The sequence below is a fragment of the Bdellovibrio sp. HCB274 genome (assembly GCF_047306075.1).
Taxonomy (GTDB): Bacteria; Bdellovibrionota; Bdellovibrionia; order Bdellovibrionales; family Bdellovibrionaceae; genus Bdellovibrio.
In genome coordinates, this window is record NZ_CP178623.1 from 3,690,245 (window position 1) to 3,711,979 (window position 21,735).

At 45.4% G+C, this 21,735-nt stretch carries 19 protein-coding genes; 3 read left to right on the forward strand and 16 right to left on the reverse strand.

The genetic code is table 11. From position 1 onward, the window contains the following. Window positions 1-10: 10 nt before the first annotated feature. Both ACLWNV_RS17940 and ACLWNV_RS17945 read right to left on the reverse strand, forming a co-directional pair. On the reverse strand, window positions 11-1,168 hold the full coding sequence (locus ACLWNV_RS17940; protein WP_413585820.1) for a complex I subunit 1/NuoH family protein: 1,158 nt from the start codon (window positions 1,166-1,168) through the stop codon (window positions 11-13). Window positions 1,169-1,171: 3 nt separating this feature from the next. Beyond that, window positions 1,172-1,540 carry an NADH-quinone oxidoreductase subunit A gene (locus ACLWNV_RS17945; RefSeq protein ID WP_413576378.1) on the reverse strand — a complete coding sequence of 123 codons (369 nt, stop codon included), beginning with the start codon at window positions 1,538-1,540 and terminating at the stop codon, window positions 1,172-1,174. Window positions 1,541-1,659: 119 nt separating this feature from the next. Here ACLWNV_RS17945 and mfd point away from each other — a divergent pair, with 119 nt between their 5' ends. Further along, window positions 1,660-5,181 (forward strand): transcription-repair coupling factor, encoded by a 3,522-nt coding sequence (gene mfd, locus ACLWNV_RS17950; protein ID WP_413585821.1) that lies wholly within the window; start codon window positions 1,660-1,662, stop codon window positions 5,179-5,181. On the opposite strand, the gene ACLWNV_RS17955 is transcribed toward mfd, so the two are convergent. Further along, a complete protein-coding gene (locus ACLWNV_RS17955; RefSeq protein WP_413585822.1) occupies window positions 5,178-5,945 on the reverse strand; it encodes a hypothetical protein in 768 nt (255 codons plus the stop codon). The two genes, mfd and ACLWNV_RS17955, sit on opposite strands and share 4 nt — an antisense overlap. A 103-nt stretch (window positions 5,946-6,048) precedes the next feature. On the opposite strand from ACLWNV_RS17955, the gene ACLWNV_RS17960 reads away from it, so the two are divergent. Continuing rightward, a complete protein-coding gene (locus ACLWNV_RS17960; RefSeq protein WP_413585823.1) occupies window positions 6,049-7,686 on the forward strand; it encodes a glycoside hydrolase family 3 protein in 1,638 nt (545 codons plus the stop codon). Here ACLWNV_RS17960 and ACLWNV_RS17965 read toward each other — a convergent pair. The 13 genes from ACLWNV_RS17965 to ACLWNV_RS18025 all read right to left on the reverse strand — a co-directional run bounded on the left by ACLWNV_RS17965 (window position 7,670) and on the right by ACLWNV_RS18025 (window position 21,046). Then, complete coding sequence (locus tag ACLWNV_RS17965; protein ID WP_413585824.1) at window positions 7,670-9,220, reverse strand: GIY-YIG nuclease family protein; 1,551 nt, start codon at window positions 9,218-9,220, stop codon at window positions 7,670-7,672. The genes ACLWNV_RS17960 and ACLWNV_RS17965 overlap by 17 nt on opposite strands. Window positions 9,221-9,231: 11 nt before the next feature. Beyond that, the gene (locus ACLWNV_RS17970) at window positions 9,232-11,649 is read right to left on the reverse strand and encodes an ATP-dependent DNA helicase (protein WP_413585825.1); all 2,418 of its coding nucleotides are present in this window, start codon (window positions 11,647-11,649) and stop codon (window positions 9,232-9,234) included. An 8-nt stretch (window positions 11,650-11,657) separates the two neighbouring features. Further along, window positions 11,658-12,758, reverse strand: coding sequence for a PA0069 family radical SAM protein (locus ACLWNV_RS17975; protein ID WP_413585826.1), 1,101 nt, complete (start codon window positions 12,756-12,758; stop codon window positions 11,658-11,660). Window positions 12,759-12,846: 88 nt separating this feature from the next. Further along, window positions 12,847-13,260, reverse strand: a complete 414-nt coding sequence (atpC, locus tag ACLWNV_RS17980; RefSeq protein ID WP_413585827.1) for an ATP synthase F1 subunit epsilon — start codon at window positions 13,258-13,260, stop codon at window positions 12,847-12,849. Between the two features lie 63 nt (window positions 13,261-13,323). Next, on the reverse strand, window positions 13,324-14,730 hold the full coding sequence (atpD, locus tag ACLWNV_RS17985) for a F0F1 ATP synthase subunit beta (protein ID WP_413585828.1): 1,407 nt from the start codon (window positions 14,728-14,730) through the stop codon (window positions 13,324-13,326). An 11-nt stretch (window positions 14,731-14,741) separates the two neighbouring features. Next, a complete protein-coding gene (atpG, locus tag ACLWNV_RS17990; protein ID WP_413585829.1) occupies window positions 14,742-15,629 on the reverse strand; it encodes an ATP synthase F1 subunit gamma in 888 nt (295 codons plus the stop codon). Window positions 15,630-15,641: 12 nt separating this feature from the next. Then, window positions 15,642-17,165, reverse strand: a complete 1,524-nt coding sequence (gene atpA / locus ACLWNV_RS17995; protein WP_413585830.1) for a F0F1 ATP synthase subunit alpha — start codon at window positions 17,163-17,165, stop codon at window positions 15,642-15,644. A 2-nt stretch (window positions 17,166-17,167) separates the two neighbouring features. Continuing rightward, window positions 17,168-17,716: an ATP synthase F1 subunit delta gene (gene atpH, locus ACLWNV_RS18000; RefSeq protein WP_413585831.1), complete on the reverse strand. Its 549-nt coding sequence runs from the start codon at window positions 17,714-17,716 to the stop codon at window positions 17,168-17,170. Next, window positions 17,713-18,282: an ATP synthase F0 subunit B gene (locus tag ACLWNV_RS18005; protein ID WP_413585832.1), complete on the reverse strand. Its 570-nt coding sequence runs from the start codon at window positions 18,280-18,282 to the stop codon at window positions 17,713-17,715. Before ACLWNV_RS18005 ends, atpH begins: the two co-directional genes overlap by 4 nt. A 13-nt stretch (window positions 18,283-18,295) precedes the next feature. Then, window positions 18,296-18,730, reverse strand: coding sequence for a hypothetical protein (locus ACLWNV_RS18010; RefSeq protein WP_413585833.1), 435 nt, complete (start codon window positions 18,728-18,730; stop codon window positions 18,296-18,298). Between the two features lie 114 nt (window positions 18,731-18,844). Next, complete coding sequence (locus ACLWNV_RS18015; protein ID WP_413585834.1) at window positions 18,845-19,210, reverse strand: bactofilin family protein; 366 nt, start codon at window positions 19,208-19,210, stop codon at window positions 18,845-18,847. Continuing rightward, entirely contained in the window at window positions 19,201-20,232 is a 1,032-nt protein-coding gene (locus ACLWNV_RS18020) for a ParB/RepB/Spo0J family partition protein (protein WP_413585835.1), read from the reverse strand. Before ACLWNV_RS18020 ends, ACLWNV_RS18015 begins: the two co-directional genes overlap by 10 nt. Continuing rightward, the gene (locus tag ACLWNV_RS18025; protein ID WP_413585836.1) at window positions 20,225-21,046 is read right to left on the reverse strand and encodes a ParA family protein; all 822 of its coding nucleotides are present in this window, start codon (window positions 21,044-21,046) and stop codon (window positions 20,225-20,227) included. The genes ACLWNV_RS18020 and ACLWNV_RS18025 overlap by 8 nt, the downstream gene beginning before the upstream one ends. Window positions 21,047-21,174: 128 nt before the next feature. Between ACLWNV_RS18025 and ACLWNV_RS18030 the strand changes: the two genes are divergently transcribed. Further along, entirely contained in the window at window positions 21,175-21,696 is a 522-nt protein-coding gene (locus ACLWNV_RS18030) for a hypothetical protein (RefSeq protein ID WP_413585837.1), read from the forward strand. Window positions 21,697-21,735: the final 39 nt, after the last annotated feature.

Below are 21,735 nucleotides of genomic sequence, written 5' to 3' on the forward strand. Positions count from 1 at the left end.
TTTTAGCTCCTTACAAAGATGCCAGGTAAATCACGAAAGCCGTGATGATCGTGTTAGCCAAAGCCCATGGAAGCATGGTCTTCCACCCAAGATCCATCAACTGATCGTAACGGAAACGAGGCAACGTCCAGCGAACCCAGATGAATGCCCACAAGAATGCGAAGAACTTAACGTTGAATACAAGGAAGTGAATCAAAGCAACCAGGGCAGATGCCCAGTTCGCATTGGAAGTCACAGTCAATGCCCACTCACGAACCTGTTCAACAGAAACATACGGAATGCCGTAACCACCAAAGAAGAAGATCGCCATCAAACCAGAAGCGATCATCATGTGGCCGTACTCACCGATGAAGAACATGTTGAATTTGAAACCGCCGTATTCTGTATGGAAGCCAGCTACCAGTTCAGACTCACCCTCCGCCAAGTCGAATGGCAAACGGTTGGATTCCGCGAATGTTGCAGTAAAGAACAACAAAGCACCCAGCGGTTGATAGAAAATACCCCAGTTAGGAAGCCACTGAGATGAAATCGTGTAGCCCATGAACTGAAAGTGCAAGTGACCTTGCTGAGCAACGGTCATATCGCTTAGGTGGAAAGTTCCGTACATCATGATCACACCAACGATTGAAAGGCCCAATGCCAATTCGTAAGAAATCGTTTGCGCGGAAGCACGAAGAGCACCCATCAAAGAGTACTTATTTCCTGAGCCCCAGCCTGCCATCAACATCGTGTACGCAGCCAAAGACGAAACACCCAGGATGAATACGATACCGACACCGATGTCGTAACCCTGAACCAGGAATGTATATGGACCCCATGTTTGACCGAACAATTCAAACGTTCCTACCGAGATCGGCGTGGACATTGGAATCGCAGAGAACGCAACCGCACCTGGAATCAACGCAAACACCGGAGCTGCATAGTACAACAATGGTTTTGCTGTCGAAGGAACGAAGGCTTCTTTCGTCAAGAATTTCACGGCGTCAGCCAACAACTGCATCAATCCCAAAGGACCGACACGGTTTGGACCAAGACGGTTTTGAATGAAAGCAGAACCGCGACGCTCAACCCATACCAGGATCGGCACGAGTTGAACCATCATCAAAAAGATAACAACGAGCTTAAGCCCGTTGACGATAATTTCGAATGAATCTTTACCCATTCCCATTGATTAATCCCATTCCAATGCTTTTGATTTTACTTCCCAGAACAAACCGAAAATGAATACAGCCAAGAAGAAGGCCATTGATCCAAATACGAAACCACCTTGTCCAGTCGCGATGAAATCGCGGAAAGATGTCGCCCATGGGTACATAAAAATGATCTCGATATCGAAAAGAATGAACAGGATTGCTGTGAGATAAAACTTCACAGAAACCTTCGTATCTTTTTTATCTAGCGAAGGGAGACCACACTCGTAGGGCTCGTACTTAACTGGATGATAATGGACTTTTCCGCCTGTCTTGATTGAAAGCCAGACAAGAAAACTGCCAAAAAGCGCGATAAAAATGACGATGAAAATGATTCCACCGAGTGCCACAGACCCTCCAAAGATGTCGTTATTATTTGGATTTCAATTAGTTATATATGTGCTGCACCTGAAATCCAAGAAATATGAATGGAAACAAGGCGATAACCGTGGCAACATAACCCCACAAAATGAAAGCCGAAATGACTCATACAAGGCTCGAAACCATCTTGGATCGCGCCTTCGAAACAACCCGTGGAAAAGTTCAAGTGACCGGAGCCTCTTCTCCGCTCGCTCTTGCTTTCTTTTTGTCACAAACTTACTCTAAAAAAATCAACAGCTTGCCGCACCTAGTTGTTGTTGGCAGTCAAAGCGAAGCGATGAAATTACAGCAGCTTTTGCAGTTCTTCGACCCACTTCGTCAAAGCACTGTGCTGACTGCGTTTGATGTTTCCGCTTACTCCGGTCTTTATCCAAACACGAGAATTGCTGCAGACCGAGTTCGTTTTCTTGCAAAAGCTCAGGCTGCCAAGCCCGGGGAAATCTTCATTGCGTCCCCTGACGCGCTGATGCAAAAAACAATTCCGGTCAAAATTCTGAAGGAAACCTCGCGAACATTGTCAGTTGGCGATGAGCTGCCAGAAGACATTGCAGAATTTTTGAATGCCTTAGGCTATGTCTCGGCACCGATGGTTGAGGATAAGGGACAGTATGCCCTTCGCGGTGGTATCGTTGATATCTTTGCTCCAACTGAAGAGATGCCAATTCGTTTGGATCTATTCGGTGATCAAATAGAAACCTTGCGCTACTTCAACGTGAACGACCAGCGAAGTGCAGACGAGATCACTTCTTTCGTTTTAACTCCTGCCCGCGAAATTTTGTTCCGTGATGAAACTCACGAACGACTTTTACAAAGAGTGCGCGCGAGCATCGACGACCGCCCAGTTGATAAAGCAGAGGCAGATGAAACTTTGCGCTCGTTGGTTTTGAAAAACTCCTTTCCAGGAATAGAATTTCTTTTGCCATATTTTTATGGCGAGCCCGCTTCGCCGGTGGAACACTTTCAAAAGCCGGTCAATGTCTGGTTCCTGGATCCGGTAGAGATTTCCCGCAACGCCGATGATTATGTCGCTGAACTTAAAGCTGACTATAACACCAGCGAATCTCACGTAATTCGCCCGGAAATGGATTTGCTTTATCAGAACTTTGAATTGCTGACATATCCGCAGGACAGCCGGCAAATTTATTTCTCGACATTAGAATACCTTCAGGACGAGGGCGATGTTGATGCTCACGTCGAGTATCGCACTTCACTGACTCAGGATTTTTCAAATTTATCGAGCTCTAACCCTGTGGGTTCTGAGTTGTGGCTTCAGGCCGCAACCAACAAACTTCATAAATGGCGAGATGATGGTTATCGCATTTTCGTCAGCACCAAGAATCAGTCCCACATTGATCGCCTTTCATTAATATTTGAAAAGCTGGAGTTAAAAGCTGTTCGCTGCAATCAGGATGAATATCGCTGGGATTCGTGGTTACAGGAGCAGGACAGCGATAAACATCTGATTCATATCGTAAGCCGTTATCTGTCAGACAGTTTGCGCCTGGATGAGGAACGCGTGATCTTTTTGCGCGATGAAGATTTCTACGGCAAGAAAATGCGCAGCCGCGAATCTTCAGCCGCACAGGATTTTCAAAAGCAAGCCAAGAGACTTTCCTTCGGTGATCTTAAACCCAATGACTTGGTCGTACACGTAAAACACGGAGTCGGGGTTTATGAAGGTTTAAAGATCATGAGCATCGGTGGTGTTGAGTCCGAGTTCATCCAGGTTGGCTTTAAAGATAAAGACAAATTGTATCTGCCGGTTTACCGCGTGGGACAGCTGCAGAAGTTTTCCGGCGCAGGCGCCACCACCATTTTAGATAAACTTGGTGGAACTGCCTGGGAAAAAACCAAGGCAAAAGTTAAGTCCCATGTTCGGGATATTGCTGCGGATCTTTTGGCCCTGTATGCGAAGCGCGCCGAGATGCATCGTCCGCCATTTGATTTCCGTGAAAACGAGATTCAACTTTTCGAAAATGGTTTTCCGTACGAAGAAACCAACGACCAGCTTCGTGCTATTGGTGATATTCTTTCTGATCTTAAATCAACGAAACCCATGGATCGCCTGGTTTGTGGCGACGTGGGCTTTGGTAAAACTGAAGTTGCCATGCGTGCCGCATTCTTTGCGGTGCAGGCGCGCCGCCAGGTTGCGATTCTTGCGCCCACAACCGTTCTTACCTTCCAGCACTTTGAGACCTTTAAAAAGCGTTTCGAGGGATGGCCTGTTGATATTCGTGTATTAAATCGCTTCGTCACCCCTGCTGAATCCAAGAAAACTATCCAGGATATCAAAGATGGTAAAGTCGATATTATCGTGGGCACGCACAAATTGCTTGGCAGCTCCATCGGATTTAAAGATCTGGGTTTATTGATTATCGACGAAGAACAAAAGTTCGGTGTCACTCACAAAGAGAAGATTAAGAAAATCAAAACCAGCGTCGACACGCTAACTCTTTCTGCAACGCCTATTCCACGTACTTTAAATATGGCACTTGTCGGAATCCGCGACCTAAGCTTGATCAACACCGCCCCTGTGGATCGTCTGCCGACAAGAACGTTTGTCACCAAGTTCGATGACGAAACTGTTCGTAAAGCAATCACAGCAGAAATTTCCCGTGGTGGTCAGGTTTACTTTATTCATAACCGCATTGAATCCATTTATGGTTTGGCTGACGAAATCAGAAAGATTGTTCCTGAAGCCCGCATCAAAGTGGCTCACGGACAAATGGAGGAGCACGAGCTTGAAAAAGCCATGCTTTCCTTCTTCCATCATGAAATCGATGTTCTGGTTTGTACGGCAATTGTTGAATCCGGGATGGATGTGCCGCGTGCAAATACCATGTTCATTGATTCAGCCCACATGTTTGGTCTTTCACAGCTGTATCAATTGCGCGGCCGCGTGGGTCGCTCAAAAACCCGTGCCTACTGTTATCTGATGATGCCAAGAAATCGCAAGCTGGATAAAGAGCAGCAGGAGCGCTTAAAGATCATTCAGGAAAACACAGCGCTTGGTAGCGGAATTAAAATTGCTCAATACGATCTTGAACTGCGCGGCTCGGGAAATATTCTGGGCGAGGAACAATCCGGTCACGTAAACTCCGTGGGTTATGAACTTTACATGGATCTTCTAAACGAAGCCCTGGCGGAAGCCAAAGGTGAGAAAGTGGAAGATATGGATCTGGATCCGGAAATCAATTTGAAGATTCCAGCGTTAATTCCTGATTCTTACATCAAAGATATCCGCATTCGTTTGGGATACTATAAAGCACTTGCGGAAATCACTTCCAGTGATGACCTGGATCGCATCGAAGAAGAGCTTCGCGATCAGTTCGGCCCGATCCCTGATCAAACTGTGAATCTGATGGGTTTGATGCTGATTCGCCGCCAATGTAAAGAGCTGGGAGTACGGGACATCAGTGCCGGAGTGACTTCGATTTCTTTGGTATTCACCGAAAAAACAAAACTGGATCCAACAAGAGTCATTCAGTTGGCCGTAAAAGAATCCAAAAAATATTCCATCACGCCTGACAACAGATTGAATATTAAAATGGCGAGCATCTCGTGGTCTGCAGTGCACGAGGAAATGGATAAGCTTCTTAGAATGATTTAGAATTCCAGGCGAAGGCCTGCACCCCAGATGGGGTCGGTTTCCATATTAGCGTCTTCATCTTCGCCAGAAGCCAGATATTGGCTCATAAAGACATCCAGAAATGTATTTTCCAATCCAAAATTAAATGTCGCTTGTTTCGCATTGTCATAGTCAATCCAGTCAAGCTGGATCAGAAGTCCCAATGAGTATGCATATCCAACTGGAACGGATTCGCTGATCGTTGCAGTCGGTGAAACATCGTTGATATTCATTTGATAAGCCGACATGCCCACATAAGGAACGACATAGGGTTCGTTCATCAGATTATCCATGGAATATTTAATCGTTGCCATGACCTTGGAAATTTCAAGTTTGCGCGATTCACCACTGAACGTATCCTCGATACTACCCATACCGTAAGAGGCGCCAAGGGCCACCGAGCCCAAAGAAAAGTTCAGCTTGTAATCCATCATCACGCTGATAATTGGAAGTGAAACACCATTGAAAAGTTCCTGATAAGTTTTCCCATCATTAATGGAAATGAAGCTTAGTGGAACATAGTCCTCATATTCTATTCCAAAGTAGATTCCGTGTGTTTCCCGGCGAGCCTTATAAGGCGCAAGCGAATCCTGGGCGATTTCCTTTTCCACCAGGGCATTCGGGTTGTGAACCTCGACAAGTCCCTCTTCTTCTTCAATGTTTGCGAAAGTGGATAGCGAAAATAGAAGGACCACCAGTGACACCAGTGTTTTAATTTGAACTATAGGACTAAGGTGCAATTTCATGCTGTAACTCAAATCTTGTCTATTCCCGTTCAAGGCGAATGATATTCTAAGACCTATGAACAAGTATATCAGGGAAATTTGCAGAATTTTGAGCATTACTCTTGTGTTTTTTGCAATTCCCGTCCTTGTGCTAGCTCAGCCAAGTCCCCTGGATAAAATCATCGATACCAAAATTTCCAATATGACTTTGCAGGAAAAAGTGGGGCAGCTTTTTATCGTAGGTTTTCCCTACACTAAATCCAACATTGAGCTCGAGAAGTTCATTCATGCCTATAAGCCTGGGTCTTTCCTTCTTTTTAAAAGAAATATTCAGTCTCTTGAACAAGTTAAACGACTCAATGAAGACCTCTATAAACTTTCCTACAAAGCCTCTAAGCTTCCACCGCTGATTGCCATCGATCAAGAGGGCGGTGCAGTTTCCAGATTACCGATTCAACCGAATCCTCCTAACGCTTTGGCCATCGGGCAAACTCAATCCAAAGAGCTTTCCGAAGAAATGGGTTATCAAACGGGACTATTTCTGCGCGAAGTGGGCTTTAACATGAACCTCGCACCCGTTCTCGACGTTGCCGATCCTTACTCGACAAGCTTTATCGGCGTGCGCTCTTTTGGTTCTGATCCCACTTTAGTAAAAGAAATCGGAACTGCTTACGCAAAAGGTTTACTTCGTTCGAAAGTAATTCCAACGGCCAAACATTTTCCCGGCACTGGCGACATCAAAGCGGATCCGCACAATGTCGTCGTGAACAACGGCAGCAGTGAAAGCACTATGAAGGCCAAGGACCTGGTACCTTTTGAGGGCTATTCCTCTTTGGGTGTGAATGTCGCAGTGATGTTGTCTCACTCAATTTATCCAGCACTGGATCCCGCGCGTGAGCCTGCCAGCTTTTCCTCAAAGATATCCACAGAACTTTTGCGAAACGATTTAAAGTACAAGGGTCTGGTGATCACCGACGATCTGCTGATGAAGGGCTCTAAGGATGTTTTACGTCCGGATCAGGCGGCTCTAAAGGCTTTGATAGCTGGTGCTGACATCGTTATGATGACCTGGTCCGTAACCGATCAGGAGCGCGCAATCAAAACGGTTCGCAATGCCATTGAAGACGGTCGTCTTTCCATTGATCTGGTTAATCAAAAACTTCACCGCATTTTAGTAACGAAAGCCTTTGCGAATGTGTACCGCCGTGACCCAAATCTTCCGTCTTTGATGGCAAGTGGAACTTTAAGCTCCCAGGATTACGTAAACTTGGAAGAGAAAGTGCTTAATGAAAATATTCGCACCAATCTTAACTCCAAGCACGCAGCGGGTGCACAGGATAATGTGCGTGTGCCAGCCACTGCTTCTGAAAAAATTTGTGCCTTCTCGCCTTCAATGGATTTCTTAACCAGCTTTAAGAGTGCAACTGCAGAGCCGGTATACACGAAGCAGTTGTTTGGCTCCTCGCAGGCTTCTGACATATTGGCACCCGCCAAATCCATGCGCTGTGGGATTATTCTGGTCGCAGTCACAGGTCCGAAAACAGCACGGCTACTAAGAAGCTTGCCTATTGAAATCAGAAAAAATTCAGTGGTTATAAATCTTGGTTCACCCGGATTGGTTCCCAAGGAACATCCCTACAGAAAATTAGTGCAGCTTTATTTTAATCACAAAGACTCTGGCAAAAAGGTGGCAGAACATTTTTCGGAAATCCTAAGTTCGGATTCTGGTAGTTTTGCGTGGATGACTAAAGATAATCAATAATTACTTCGCCACTTTGAGTTTCAATTTTCCCAAGCTCCATCAGCAGGACACTCATGCGATCATAGGTATCAATTGATAGCCCCTGCCACAGCAGCACTTTTGGAACTCTCTCCAAATTGTTTTCCCCATTAACCAGTCCTTTACGAACACTAAGCTTGTAGGGCGCCTGTTCAGGGCAACTGACGGGACGATAAGAAATTTCTGAGTTCAGAATTTTACTTAATTGTTTTGAACGAAGGTACGTCGCTCCAGCCCGCATGATGTGGCGGTCAATTTTATCCGCAAGGTCCTCTGCAGTCAGAACGATTTCAAGTTCCTCGATACTGGATTCCTCTTGTGTTTCGCTCTCTTCTTCCTCGGAATGATGCTCCTGAATTTCATACTTACGATTCCACCACAAACTTAAGGCCAAAAGACTTCGCATGGATTTAAACATTTCCACCTGAAGACCATTGCGTTCACAGAAGATCTGAAGCCCCTCCTGCGCGAGAGTTGCTTCTATGGGTTCATAGAAAATATTATCGTGAAACTTATCACTCACCACGCAGTCTCGAAGATTTCGTAAAGAATCAAACACCAGACTGCTGGTATAGGGGCCTGCGCAAAACTCGGGGCTTTGTTCAAACTCCATGTCAGTGAAATCCGAATTGAAGAATACCAGATTACGATGGGTGGCTTTTAAACTGATGTTATAACGAGGATCCCATTTTTTGATCTCGTCAGTTTCCAATAAAGCTGCTTCCAGTGGGCTTCCACAGGTGGTTACCCGCAGATCATAAACCTGGGTCAGCATTTCAAGTTTTCGCGCATCCCGGTTCTTCTGTCCGCGGAAATAGCTGTTCACCCGATCTTTAAGTGAAGTGGCCTTACCGACATACAAAATTTCATCCCACTTGCTGATCATACGGTAAATTCCCGGCTGATCTGGCAGCGTAAGACGTTTCTCTTTTGGCAAAGGATATTCGTACTTGGTTCTGCTGGCTTTCGGTGTTGCTTGCAGCCACTCCTGCAGCTGCTCCCAGGTTTCAACTCCTTGTTTCGCAAGCTCTGGCAATAAACCCTGCCATATCGCTTGCGTCGCTGCAGTTTGTTGAGCCGCTCTTTTTAGGTCTTGGGAGGGATAACCAAAGTATCCTGCTAGCCCCTTGATTCCGCGCGTGGGTAGATTTGGAAAAAGTCTTTTCGCAATCTCGTGTGTGCAGATTATTTCAAAGGGGAAGTTCTTTTCAACCTTGGTGAAATGATCCGTCAGAAATGGTTTTTCAAACTGTGCGAAATGAATCACGCAGCGATGCCCTGGATATTTTTCTTCAAGCTTGGCGAATATTTCCCCGGCTGGATTTGCGGCAACCATATCATCATTAAAAATTCCCGTGATCATTTGAATGCGATAAGGAATTTTTTCGTCATCAGGAAGTTTGATTAAGCTTGCCTCGGTAGTACCGCATGAAGAGGTCCATGCCATTTCCAAAATTGAAGCACCACTCTCGGGCTTGGAGCCCGTAGTCTGCAAATCAAAAAAGAAAACTGGCATTTCACTTAGTTTCACGCTTCCACTTCACTCTTGGTGTTTTTTTCCAGACTGTTCCAGAAATCTGTCACGTCAGAAATAATCCTGCCCGAAACCAACTCTTGAGCACCCTGCTCAAACCAGCCCTGGGGCATAGTTTCAGCGTAGGTTGTCTCTAAAAATCTGGAATCCATCAAGACGATAATTCCCTTGTCATTTTCAGAGCGAATCACGCGCCCTGCAGACTGAATTGTTTTCGCCATTGCTGGGTAAACGTAGGTGTAATTGAAGGCCTGACCTTTATCATAGGAGCGCTCATAATACTGACGAATCTGCTCGCGCTCGAAGTCAAAATTTGGAAGTGCGGGTCCGATAACAAAGGCCCCGATTAACATGTCTCCTGGAAAGTCCACACCCTCTGAGAATATTCCGCCCTGCACCGCGAGCAACAGTGTTGGTTTGTCAGCACTCTTCATAAATGAAAGGAAATCATCGACTCGATCTGCTTTCATCTCGCGCTGCTGTACCAGTCGCTGATAGGAGCTGTCTTTTAAATAACTTTCGACATCTTTCAAAAATTCAAAGCTTGGAAACAAGGCGATATAGTTTCCGGGCTTCACCGCCATTATGCGCTCCATGGCTTGGGCAATCTTTGGCGCATTCGAAGGACGGTCTTTGTACTTGGTAGAGATCTGCGGAATTAGCAGAATCTTTCTGTGCTCTTTAGGAAAAGGAGATACAAACTCAAGACATTTCGTTGAGTCCTCGTCAAAGCCCAAAAGCTTCATCGAGTATGCGAATGGTTTTAGTGTCGCCGAAAACGCGACGACGTTTTTAAATGATTTATAAATTTCATTTAAATGCCTGGAGGCATCACAACAAGTAACTTTCAGAGTTTCATTAGTCTCACCGTAAATGCGATTCTTTTGATACGTCTGAAAGAATTCCGGACCTTGAAGCTCCAAAGCTTGCGCGAATTCACTCCAGGTATTCACCAGGCGCAGAACACCGTCTTGGGACTGAACTTCGATGTCCGCCTCAAGATACTCGGCTAAAAACTCGCGAAGCCGCGATTCCAATTCAAACACGGGATCAAAATCAATCTGAATTGTGCGGGATTCACCACGGTAAGATTCAATTATTTCAATCGCCTCTTCACAAAGTAGCTGCGCCCGTTTCTGAAATCGCAATGCAATTTTAGCGAAAGACGGAATGATGTTCTGCAAGTCCCGGGTCGAAATTGCCGGTGAAAAATAATCCTGGGCTCTGGCCGGAAGATTGTGGGCTTCATCGATAACCAGATTGGCTTTCTGTGAGGGCTCCATCAAAGGCAGCTCCAAACGTCCCAGTAGGCTTCTGGTTGAAAAAACATAGTTGTAGTCAGCAATCACCACGTCTGCTCTTTCGATCGCCTCTATGGACAATTCGAAAGGGCACACCTGGTATTGCTCTCCCAGTTCCTGAAGTTTTTTCTGACTTAAGGATCTTAGCTTGGATACTTTGTTAACCAGATCGTTTTCAGCGAGCTTTTTATAATAGTCTTTCGCGAACTCGCAGTACTGCGGATTACATAGGGGCTCGGCCTTAAAGCACATCTTGCTTTTTGCAGTAATCGTCAATGGGCGGATAGAAGCCCCTTCGTCCTGGAGTCGTTCCACAGCTTCTTCGGCAACCTGATGCTGCGAATTCTTAGGGGTTACATAGATAACCTTCTGTCCACGAGCGAAAGAATCTTTTAAGGACGGATACAGGACGCCAATGGTTTTACCCAAACCCGTCGGGGCTTGAATCACCATGGATTTTTCTTCGATAAATCCCAGCTGTATATTTTCGATCAGTTCAACCTGGCCCGGGCGAGGTGACGTGAATGGAAACTTTAGATCGTTTGCGGCTTCGACGCGTTTTTTAAACAGCTTTTCGCGGATTTTGGTTTCTTCCACCAGCTCTGCCAGGCGAAGCGCCAGCCATGCTTCGTACGCTTCGATATCCAGTTCAAAATAAATTTCAGATTGCTTAAAGTTTCGCGATGAAACAAGCAACATCTTCAGATCGGGTATTTCCCCACTCTGTTTATACAGAATATATCCATAGGTGCGAAGCTGCCACACGTAAGGGTGGTTGTCGTCAACGGTCAGTTTGCGTTCCAAGCCCTCAACATCGAAAGCAGACTTGATTTCTTCAACTTGAAAACTTGAACCTTCGACCACGCCGTCAGCACGACCCGAAATAATAAAAGTATACTGATCCCGCTCAAATTCTATCGAAAGCTTTTTCTCGGCCTCGTAGCCTGGAATTTCGCGTATTCTTTTTCTCTGAATGCTTTGATGTATTTCCTGACCCAAGCGCGGCGTCTGACCATAACCGGAATGTGTTTCAATGCTGCCAACCCGAGGACATGGCAAAGCAAACTGGCGCAGATCTATTTGAATTTTGCGTAAGTTCTTTTTTGCCATTTATCCCATCAATCCAAATTAAAGCTAAGTTGGGCCTTCGCTGCAATTTCCTTTGCAGTGGGAGGGCGCTTAAAATGTGCAGCCGATAGCCGCCAGTTTTTAAGATTCAGTTTGTATTTGCGACTATAGACTTCAAATACCTGCGCAAGTTGTTCTGCGCGAGCACCCGTCCCTGTCATTCGGGTATTAAAGTCCGAGCGATACATTTTTCCATCCCGCACATTCTTTACGGCTTCGATGACTTTGCTTTTACGCAAAGGACGGTGCACTTCAAGCCACTCTTCAAACAGCGGAGACACCGCGTGCGGCAAGCGCAACATTGTATATCCAGCTGAAGTTGCTCCCGCATCTGCCGCCGCTTTTAAAATGGCTGGCATCTCGTGGTCCGTCAGTCCCAAGATCACCGGAGCGACGTTCACTCCAACAGGAATTCCGGCTTTTGCCAATTCCTCAATCGCTCGCAAACGCGCCGCAGGTCTTGATGTGCGGGGTTCCAACGAAGAGATCAGGTCCGCATCTAGTGAGGTGATGGAAATCGTCACGACAATGCCCTGATACTTTGCCATTTCCTGAAAGATATCCAGGTCGCGAGTCACCAGATGATTCTTGGTAATGATCGCCGCAGGATTCTTAAACTTATTCAAAACCTCAAGGCAACCACGGGTTAGTTTGTATTCGCGCTCCAGTGGCTGATAACAATCCGTCACGCCACTCATCATAATCACCTGGGGATCCCATGACTTTTTCATCAACGCTTCTTCCAGAAGCTCTGGTGCGTTTTCTTTGACCATGATCTTGGATTCAAAATCCAAACCTGCTGACATTCCCAAATATTCATGCGTAGGACGAGCATAGCAATAGATGCACCCATGCTCACAGCCACGATATGGATTTACAGAGTAAGTGAATCCGATGTCAGGACTGTCGTTCTTGGTCAAAACTGCGCGCGACGAGTCCTTCAGAACCTGAGTCTGTAAACGAGGTTTTTCCTCTTCTAGATAATTATCAAAATCCTGTGGCTCGGCTTCGAAATGGAGGGAATCAAAACGATTCGGAGTATTACTGCTGGCGCCTCGGCCCCGGATGTCCTTGCGAAACTCACGGGTCATATTGGCGGAGTATCGCACGTATGTAGGAAATAAAAAAGGCTCAAGTGTTAACCTGAGCCTTTTCAACATTTCCAAATTTAATTCAGAACTATTTTTTGATTTGGTTTTCAACCATTTCAATTTTCGCTCTTGCGCGAGTCCACTCTTTTTGGAACTCAACCCAGTCAGCATCTGTGATAACTTCGTCCAGGACGTGTTTCTCAGATTTAACCAGAGCTTCTTTAGTTGCAACAAGATCGATTTCTTCTGGCAAGTCAGCGATGTTCGCAAGAACATTCACGCCTTCAGGGGATACTTGGCAATAACCCCAGCTGATAACAGCCTGGTTCTGCTTTTCTTGACCCTTAAGTCTCCATTTCATCACACCGATACCCAGTGTAGTGATCAGAGGCGCGTGACCAGGAAGAATATTAAGTTCTCCTTTAAAACCAGGAACAGTTACTTCATCAACCTCTTGGTTGACCAGAAGACGGCGCTCTGGAGTCACGATTGTCAGTTTCATATAATCACCTTTTCTAAAAGCGACCCTTATCAGGCCGCTTTATGAAGACGAAATCCTTCCGGATTACGCCTGCAACTTCTTAGCTTTTTCGATAACGTCTTCGATAGTACCAACAAGGTAGAACGCCTGCTCAGGAAGAGCATCATGTTTACCTTCAAGGATTTCTTTGAAGCCTTTAACAGTGTCTTTGATATCAACGTAACGACCTGGCAAGCCAGTGAACTGCTCAGCAACGAAGAACGGCTGAGACAAGAAACGCTGAATTTTACGAGAACGAGATACTACAAGTTTATCTGACTCAGACAACTCGTCCATACCAAGGATCGCGATGATATCCTGAAGCTCACGGTTACGTTGCAACAACGCCTGAACGTCACGAGCCACTTTGTAGTGTTCTTCACCGATAACTGCTGGATCCAAAAGACGTGATGTAGACGTCAATGGGTGAACCGCAGGGAAGATCGCCATAGCTGCGATATCACGGTCAAGATTCGTAGTCGCATCCAAGTGAGTAAATGTAGTTGCTGGAGCTGGATCCGTATAGTCATCCGCAGGAACGTAAACCGCTTGTACGGAAGTGATCGAACCTTTTTTAGTGGAAGTAATACGCTCTTGAAGAGTACCCATCTCAGTAGCCAAAGTTGGTTGGTAACCAACGGCAGAAGGGATACGACCAAGAAGTGCGGAAACTTCAGCACCCGCCTGAGTAAAGCGGAAGATGTTATCAACGAAGAAAAGAACGTCTTGGTTTTCAACGTCACGGAAGTATTCAGCAACAGTCAAACCAGTCAAAGCAACACGCGCACGTGCACCAGGAGGTTCATTCATCTGACCGAAAACCAGAGAAGTCTTAGCCAATACGCCAGACTGTTTCATCTCTTGCCACAAGTCATTACCTTCACGAGTACGCTCACCTACACCGGCGAATACAGAGAAGCCACCGTGCTCAGTAGCGATGTTACGGATAAGCTCCTGGATAAGTACTGTTTTACCAACACCCGCACCACCGAACAAACCGATCTTACCACCCTTAGCGTATGGAGCTAGCAAGTCTACGACTTTGATACCAGTCATCAACATTGCTGCAGATGTAGCTTGGTCTTCGAATTTAGGAGCAGTTCTGTGGATACCCCATTGTTCTTTTGCGTTTACTGGGCCCATTTCGTCGATTGGCTCACCAACTACGTTGATGATACGACCCAAAGCTTCACGACCAACTGGTGCTGTGATTTGAGTGCCCAATGATTTAACTTTTTCGCCACGAACCAAACCTTCAGTTTGATCCATAGAGATAGTTCTAACCACGCCGTCACCCAAGTGCTGAGCAACTTCAAGAACCAGGTTGTATTCAGCGTCAGAGATAAATTTATTTGATACACGAAGAGCAGAATTGATTGCCGGAAGTTCTCCGCCTTCGAATTCTACGTCCACTACGGGACCCATAACTTGTTTTACTTTACCGAATGCCATTATTCAGCTCCCTATCCTTTAAGCGCTTCAGCGCCCGATACGATTTCGATCAATTCTGTAGTAATTTTTTCTTGTCTCAATTTGTTGTACGTCAGAGTGAGTTTGTTAATCATCTCTTTCGCGTTGTTTGTCGCGTTTTCCATCGCGCTCATACGAGCACCATGTTCACCGGCAACAGACTCGGACATACATCTGTAAACCTGAAGATCGAAATGCTTCTCAAGCAACTCTTTAATGATTTGCTCTGGAGCCGGTTCGAAAATCATGTCTACTGCAAAGTTTGCGTTCGCCTCAGATTCAGAGTTGAAAGTCGTCAAACCAAGATCAATTGGCAGAAGAGTTTCAGCTGTAACAACTTGAGAGATTGCGGATTGGAACTCATTGTGGATGATACGAACTTCATCGTATGCACCTTCAAGATAGTCATTCATCACGCGGTTTGCAACTTTAGACGCCAATTCGTAAGAAATGTCTTTATCAAGCTTAGTGATGTAATCAACCGGCTTGATACCACGTCTTGCGAAATAGTCGTGACCACGACGACCGATGAAAAGGAAATCAATCTTTTCAAGGTTCGCCTTATTATTGTTGTAATAAGCTTCAGTAAATTTGTTGATATTGCTGTTGAAAGCTCCGCAAAGACCGCGATCAGAAGTGATTACAACAAGCAAAACATTCTTTACTTGTTCTTTCTTCTCCATCAACGGATGCGTAACTTTGTTTGTCACAGCGATATCCGCAATCACCTTACGCAAAGTAAGAGCATAGGGACGCATGTTAACGATGTTATTCTGCGCCTTTCTCAACTTTGCAGCAGACACGAGCTTCATAGCTTTCGTGATCTGCTGGGTGTTTTTAGTGGACTCAATCTGAGCCCGGATATCCTTCAAGCTTGCCATTTAAGCACCAAACTATTTGTTAGAAGGTTGGAAGATAGCTTTGAACTCTTCAAGAGCTGCCAACAACGCTTTTTTAGTGTCGTCTGCAATCGCTTTCTTCTCAGTGATAGTTTTGATGATGTCGGAATGCTTGTTTTTCAAGAATTCGATCATCTCTTTTTCGTAGCGCTTAACATCTGTCTCTGGGTATTGGTCAACAAACGCATTACCAGCAGCGAAGATCATGATGATTTGTTCTTCAACTTTTACTGGAGAGTACTGAGGTTGTTTCAACACTTCGATCAAACGACGGCCACGTGCCAACTGTTGTTGAGACGCTTTATCCAGGTCAGATGCGAATGCAGCGAAAGCTTCCATAGAGCGGAACTGAGCAAGTTCAAGTTTCAAAGAACCCGCAACTTGTTTCATCGCTTTAATTTGAGCCGCACCACCTACGCGAGAAACTGATTTACCTACGGAGATAGCTGGACGCACACCTTTGTAGAATAGATCTGATTCAAGGAAGATCTGACCGTCAGTGATAGAGATAACGTTTGTCGGGATGTATGCAGAGATATCGCCCGCCTGTGTCTCGATGATTGGCAATGCAGTCAAAGAACCGCCGCCTTTATCTGCAGACAATTTAGAAGCACGCTCAAGAAGACGGCTATGGCAATAGAACACGTCGCCTGGGTATGCTTCACGTCCTGGAGGACGACGAAGAAGAAGAGACAATTGACGGTAAGCCTGAGCTTGTTTCGTCAAGTCATCGTAAACGATAAGAGCATGTCTGCCAGTATCACGGAAGTATTCCGCCATTGCTGTACCAGAGTAAGCAGCAAGGTATTGAAGTGGAGCTGGGTCAGATGCATTCGCCGCGATAACAGTCGTGTACTCAAGAGCACCAGCTGCACGCAATTTTTCAACCACTAGAGCAACAGTCGATTGTTTTTGACCGATAGCTACATAGAAGCACTGAACGTTTTGACCTTTTTGGTTGATGATAGTGTCAACCGCGATAGTCGTTTTACCAGTTTGACGGTCACCGATGATCAATTCACGTTGACCACGACCGATTGGTACAAGGGCGTCGATAGCTTTGATACCAGTTTGAAGAGGTTCTTCAACCGGGTGACGGTAAACGATACCAGGAGCCTTAGTTTCAACGATACGAGAGTGAGGCGTGTTGATAGCACCACGACCGTCGATCGGGTTACCAAGAGCGTCTACTACGCGACCAAGAAGAGCTTCACCAACTGGAACGGAAACGATTTTTTTAGTTCTTTTAACAGTATCGCCTTCTTTGATTTGACGATCTTCACCGAACAAAACGGTACCAACGTGACCTTCTTCAAGGTTCAATACCATTCCGAATACTTCACCTGGGAACTCAACAAGTTCACCAGCCATTGCGTTTTCAAGACCGTAGATACGAGCAACCCCGTCCCCTACTGAAAGAACGCTACCTGTTTCACTAACTTCAATCTTTTTGTTGTATTGATTGATTTGCTCTTTGAGAACGCGACTGATCTCGTCGGCACGGATTTGTGTTTCCATTTTTAGTTGGCTCTCCTGTTTAATTCTTCATTTAATTTTTTAAGATGTGTTTCGATGCTGTCGTCAAAAGTCCATCCACCAACTTGGGCTACAGCGCCACCCAAAAGTTTAGGATCCTGTTGGTAAGTAAGAACGATTTTTTTACCAAGCGTTTTGCTTACTTTAGACTCAAGTTCTTTTTGTGCGTCAGCGGACAACGGTTGCGCTGAACGAACGATTCCACGAGTTACGCCCTCTTCGATATCAAGAGCGTCGCGGAACGCCTGTGCAACTTCTGGAAGGAAGTGAATGCGGCCTTTATCAGCCATCAACACCAAAGTGTTCATTACTTCTTCAGATGTGCCTTTACCCTCTAATGCCGCTTTTAGAGCCGCTGTTTTTTGAGCGACTGCGATCATTGGGTTTTCGAAATACGCAGAAACAGATGCATCCTTGTTGAAAGCATCAGCTACCGCTTGCAGTTCAGCATACACTTTAGTGTGGATGCCTTTTTGCTTTGCTACGGCCAAAAGGGCCTTCGCATATCTTTTGGATACTTCGTTTACTTTCATCGACTAACCTCGATGTGATTGATGAATTCATTTTGAAGTTTTTGTTGGTCGTTAGCGCCGATGTCTTTAGTCAAAACAATACGGGCTGCCTCAACAGAGTCTGCCAACAATTGCGTGCGCAATTCTTTTTGAGCACGTTGCGTTTCAAGTTTGGCAGTAAGTTCCGCCTCGTCCTTGATACGCTTGGAAACCTGGTTCGCCTCATCAATGATTTGGTTTTTCAAATCGTTGGCGTGAGCCTGGGCTTTTGCAAGCTGCTCCTGGCGAGTGTTGTTAAGGTTTGCAAGTTTGTTTTTGATATCAACGAATTCACGCTCTGCCTGTTCGCGTGCGAATGCAGATTTTTGTGCAGCTTCAAGGTAAGCAGATTTTCTGCCGCCAAAGAACGCCACGATGGAATCTTTCGTGAAGTAAATGATACCAGCGATAAGAATGATAACGTTAATCGCCTGATAGATTGTTACTTTCGGAATTTCGATAGCATGGTGACCGTCACCGTGCTCAGCTCCGGAAGCGAAAACAATCGCAGGCGCAAGGATGATAAGAAGGTTAACAAGAACTTTCATTTTCTCTTCTCTCTTATTTGCCCAACAATTTGGAAGTGATTGCAAGTGCCACAGTTTGAGTTTGTGCTTTCAATTCTTTGGAAGCGGACTCTACTGCAGACGTGATTTTTGATCTGTTTGAATTCACAAGTTGATCAGCCTCTGAACGAGATTTCGCAACCATAGTTTCATACTGTTTATTTGCTTCTGTTTTGGAAGCATCAACGATGTTTTTGATTTCAGAGTTTAGTTCGCGGATCTTACCTTCATATTCTGAAGACAGCTCGACGGATTTTGCTTGGTATTCCAAAGCCAAATCTTCACCACCCTTAGTTTTATTTTGTCTCTCTTCAAGAGCGTGAGCGTATGGTCCGAAAACAACCTTGGTTAGAAATAACAAGGCAATCGCGAAGAACACGAATTGGATGCCGGCAGTTGAGTTGATGCCTAATTGTCCAAAAATATCCATTTTGTTGAAATCCCTATTGTTTTTTTGAACCTCGGGAGTAGCATTTCAGACCAGAAACGGTCAAGGACATATTCCTAATGAGAATTAGGCCTTCTGAGATGAAAATAGAATTGCCTAGGACTTAGGCATATAGGACGCACCCTCAAATACAACGCCTTCATCGATCCGCAAACTTGGAGATGTTACGGTGCCTTTGAATATTGCGGGTGGGTGCATAATGACGCGGCGGCGGGCAAAAAGATTCCCCTCAACCCGGCCACTAATAATAATAGTATCGGCCTCAACCTGGGCAGCCACGGAGGCGCCCTCGTTGATAACGATGGTATCTTTAGTAAAGATTTCCCCTTTAAAATCACCGCCAATTTGCACGGTTCCTTCAAAGCTGAGCTTTCCTTCGAAATGCGTACCCTGATCAAGGATTGCAGTCACATGACCAGAAAGTACGTCTTCTTGAAAAGTATTTGGGGAATTTACTGCCATCCTTCTTTAAGCCTATCTACCAAATTGGTCAGTTCATCATCGGAATAGAAGTGAATGCTGATTTTACCTTTAGAGTTCGAATAATCAATGTTCACTTTCGTGCCCATGATTTTTTGAAGCTCATCACTTAGACCGTTGATCAATCGTTGCGTAACGTTTGAATCGAAAGATGGAGCATCCTCCTCCTCAACATTACCCTTAACGATAGCTTGAACCATTTTTTCCAATTTACGAACTGCGATTTTGTCGTTCACGACCTTTTTCGCAAGTTCCAATTGTTTTTTGGGTTCTGGCAAAGAAAGAAGGACTTTTGCGTGACCTACGGAAAGATCATTCGCAGAAATCATGTCTTTCACTTCGTTTGGAAGTGCCAATAGACGAACAGCGTTCGCAACAGTCGCGCGATCGCGGCCCACTTTTTCAGCCACTTGTTGTTGCGACAATTTGAATTCAGAAATAAGGCGAGAATAACCTTCTGCCTCTTCAATTGGATTCAAATCTTCACGTTGAATATTCTCAACGATTGCTAACTCAAGTGCCTGTTTGTCGTCGTAAGACTTTAGAATAACTGGGACTTCATGTAACCCGGCAATTTGGGAAGCTCTCCAACGACGCTCACCCGCGACGATTTCAAGTTTTCCAGAGGCAGTTCTGCGCGCCACGATCGGCTGCAAAATTCCGTTCTCTTTGATTGATTGAGCAAGCTCTTGAAGCGGCTCTTTTTCAAAAGTAGTACGAGGCTGATATTTACCTGGCGACAACTTATCAATTGCGACTTTCCAAATCTTGCTTTCTGGATCCACGGGAGGGGCAACAGTTGCAGCAACATTTACGGAAGGTGCGCCAGCAGCTGTCGCCGCAGGAGACACAGTAGTTGAATTCGTCGGCGCTGCTTTTACGGGAGGGGCAGATGCAGCCGGCGCATTCATTAAATCATTATTTGCAGGTCCACCCAAAAGAGAACCCAGGCCGCGGCCCAAGCCTCTTTTTTTGTTCGAGGATTCTACAGCAGTATCAGACATTTACTTCCCCTTCATAGGCATTCTTGTTTGCAACTTCTACTGCCTTAGGAAGTGATCTTGCGATTACTTCATGAGCCAGTTCAAGATAGCGAACTGAACCAATTGATTTGCTGTCGTACTCTAGGATGGATTGACCATGGCTCGGCGCTTCGCTGAGTCGCACGTTTCTTGGAATAATTGCGTTAAATACTTTGTCACCAAAGTGTTCTTTGATTTGAGTAACAACTTGATGACTCAAGTTATTGCGCACGTCGAACATCGTTAGAACGATGCCTTCGATATGCAATGCTGGGTTCAAACTCTTTTTGATTAACCCCGCAGTGTTGAGTAGCTGACTCAATCCTTCCAATGCGTAGTATTCACATTGAAGAGGCACAAGGAAGCTATCCGCTGCATTAAGAGCATTCAGAGTAATCAAACCTAAAGATGGTGGACAATCAACGATCACGAAATCGTATTGGTCAGCAATAATAGATACCGCTTGTTTAAGGCGATATTCACGATGCGGCATATCAACAAGTTCGATTTCAGCACCAACTAGATCTGGATTAGCAGTACAGATCTTTAGATTCGGATTTGAAGTGTTATGGGTAGCCTCAGTCAGTGTTTTTTCACCAATGAGTACGTGGTATGAGTTGGCATCCTGGCTATCAAATCGTTTGATGCCCAGTCCGCTTGAAGCATTCCCTTGTGGATCCATATCGATCAACAATACGCGCTTACCAAGACTAGCCAGCGCTGAAGAAAGATTCACAGACGTCGTTGTTTTGCCTACTCCGCCCTTTTGATTAGCTATACAGATAGTTTTAGCCATCATTCCTCCCTGATAATTCAAAATTCGTATTTTTTACACACTTGTGCAACTATAAAGACTAGTTTTTCGCACCTCGCCTTAGGTTTTTCTGCATTTTTGCCGATGTTCCACGTGGAACAACTACATTTATGAGATTAATCGCCGTCATACTTCTTATTTTTACTCTCACAGCCTGCAATAAGCCGATGGAAAACCCCGAGCTTAAAGATCCTATCTATTCTGATCTGCAAACGCAGGTTGGAGCAGCTACAGCAGCACTCGAGGCAGAGAAAAAGAAACTTGAGGGATTCGAAAAGGATCTGATGACGGTAGTTCCGCAAACAGGGCAAATCAAATACGCGAAAAAGCGTATTTATGAATCCCAAGCCGCTATCACTCGCCTAGAGCAAGAAGTGGAATATTTAAAGCTCAAAGTAGAACAAAGAAAAGCCACCGCTCAACAATCCTATAAAAAAGCCTTCGCAAAGAAGGAAGATTGGCCCGATCCTAAAGAATGGGCCTCTTATCAGGCCGAGCAAAAGCTTAGAAAAGCCAAACGGAGCTGGGACGTTAAAGAGCGCATGAAAGAAGCTGGTGTTTCGATTGATACTGGGTTGGGTTCAGGCGAGGGGGCCGGGGCTGGCGACGGAGAAGCGAAATCTGAGCATTAGGAAGATGTTCCACGTGGAACATCCCCTTTTTTATCCAAA

Excerpts from the sequence above, each read along its gene's own strand:
- ACLWNV_RS17940 (WP_413585820.1), bottom strand. The coding sequence starts at position 1,168 with ATGGGAATGGGTAAAGATTCATTCGAAATTATCGTCAACGGGCTTAAG.
- mfd (WP_413585821.1), top strand. The coding sequence starts at position 1,660 with ATGAAAGCCGAAATGACTCATACAAGGCTCGAAACCATCTTGGATCGC.
- ACLWNV_RS17955 (WP_413585822.1), bottom strand. The coding sequence starts at position 5,945 with ATGAAATTGCACCTTAGTCCTATAGTTCAAATTAAAACACTGGTGTCA.
- ACLWNV_RS17965 (WP_413585824.1), bottom strand. The coding sequence starts at position 9,220 with ATGCCAGTTTTCTTTTTTGATTTGCAGACTACGGGCTCCAAGCCCGAG.
- ACLWNV_RS17970 (WP_413585825.1), bottom strand. The coding sequence starts at position 11,649 with ATGGCAAAAAAGAACTTACGCAAAATTCAAATAGATCTGCGCCAGTTT.
- ACLWNV_RS17975 (WP_413585826.1), bottom strand. The coding sequence starts at position 12,758 with ATGACCCGTGAGTTTCGCAAGGACATCCGGGGCCGAGGCGCCAGCAGT.
- atpC (WP_413585827.1), bottom strand. The coding sequence starts at position 13,260 with ATGAAACTGACAATCGTGACTCCAGAGCGCCGTCTTCTGGTCAACCAA.
- atpD (WP_413585828.1), bottom strand. The coding sequence starts at position 14,730 with ATGGCATTCGGTAAAGTAAAACAAGTTATGGGTCCCGTAGTGGACGTA.
- atpG (WP_413585829.1), bottom strand. The coding sequence starts at position 15,629 with ATGGCAAGCTTGAAGGATATCCGGGCTCAGATTGAGTCCACTAAAAAC.
- atpA (WP_413585830.1), bottom strand. The coding sequence starts at position 17,165 with ATGGAAACACAAATCCGTGCCGACGAGATCAGTCGCGTTCTCAAAGAG.
- atpH (WP_413585831.1), bottom strand. The coding sequence starts at position 17,716 with ATGAAAGTAAACGAAGTATCCAAAAGATATGCGAAGGCCCTTTTGGCC.
- ACLWNV_RS18005 (WP_413585832.1), bottom strand. The coding sequence starts at position 18,282 with ATGAAAGTTCTTGTTAACCTTCTTATCATCCTTGCGCCTGCGATTGTT.
- ACLWNV_RS18010 (WP_413585833.1), bottom strand. The coding sequence starts at position 18,730 with ATGGATATTTTTGGACAATTAGGCATCAACTCAACTGCCGGCATCCAA.
- ACLWNV_RS18015 (WP_413585834.1), bottom strand. The coding sequence starts at position 19,210 with ATGGCAGTAAATTCCCCAAATACTTTTCAAGAAGACGTACTTTCTGGT.
- ACLWNV_RS18020 (WP_413585835.1), bottom strand. The coding sequence starts at position 20,232 with ATGTCTGATACTGCTGTAGAATCCTCGAACAAAAAAAGAGGCTTGGGC.
- ACLWNV_RS18025 (WP_413585836.1), bottom strand. The coding sequence starts at position 21,046 with ATGGCTAAAACTATCTGTATAGCTAATCAAAAGGGCGGAGTAGGCAAA.
- ACLWNV_RS18030 (WP_413585837.1), top strand. The coding sequence starts at position 21,175 with ATGAGATTAATCGCCGTCATACTTCTTATTTTTACTCTCACAGCCTGC.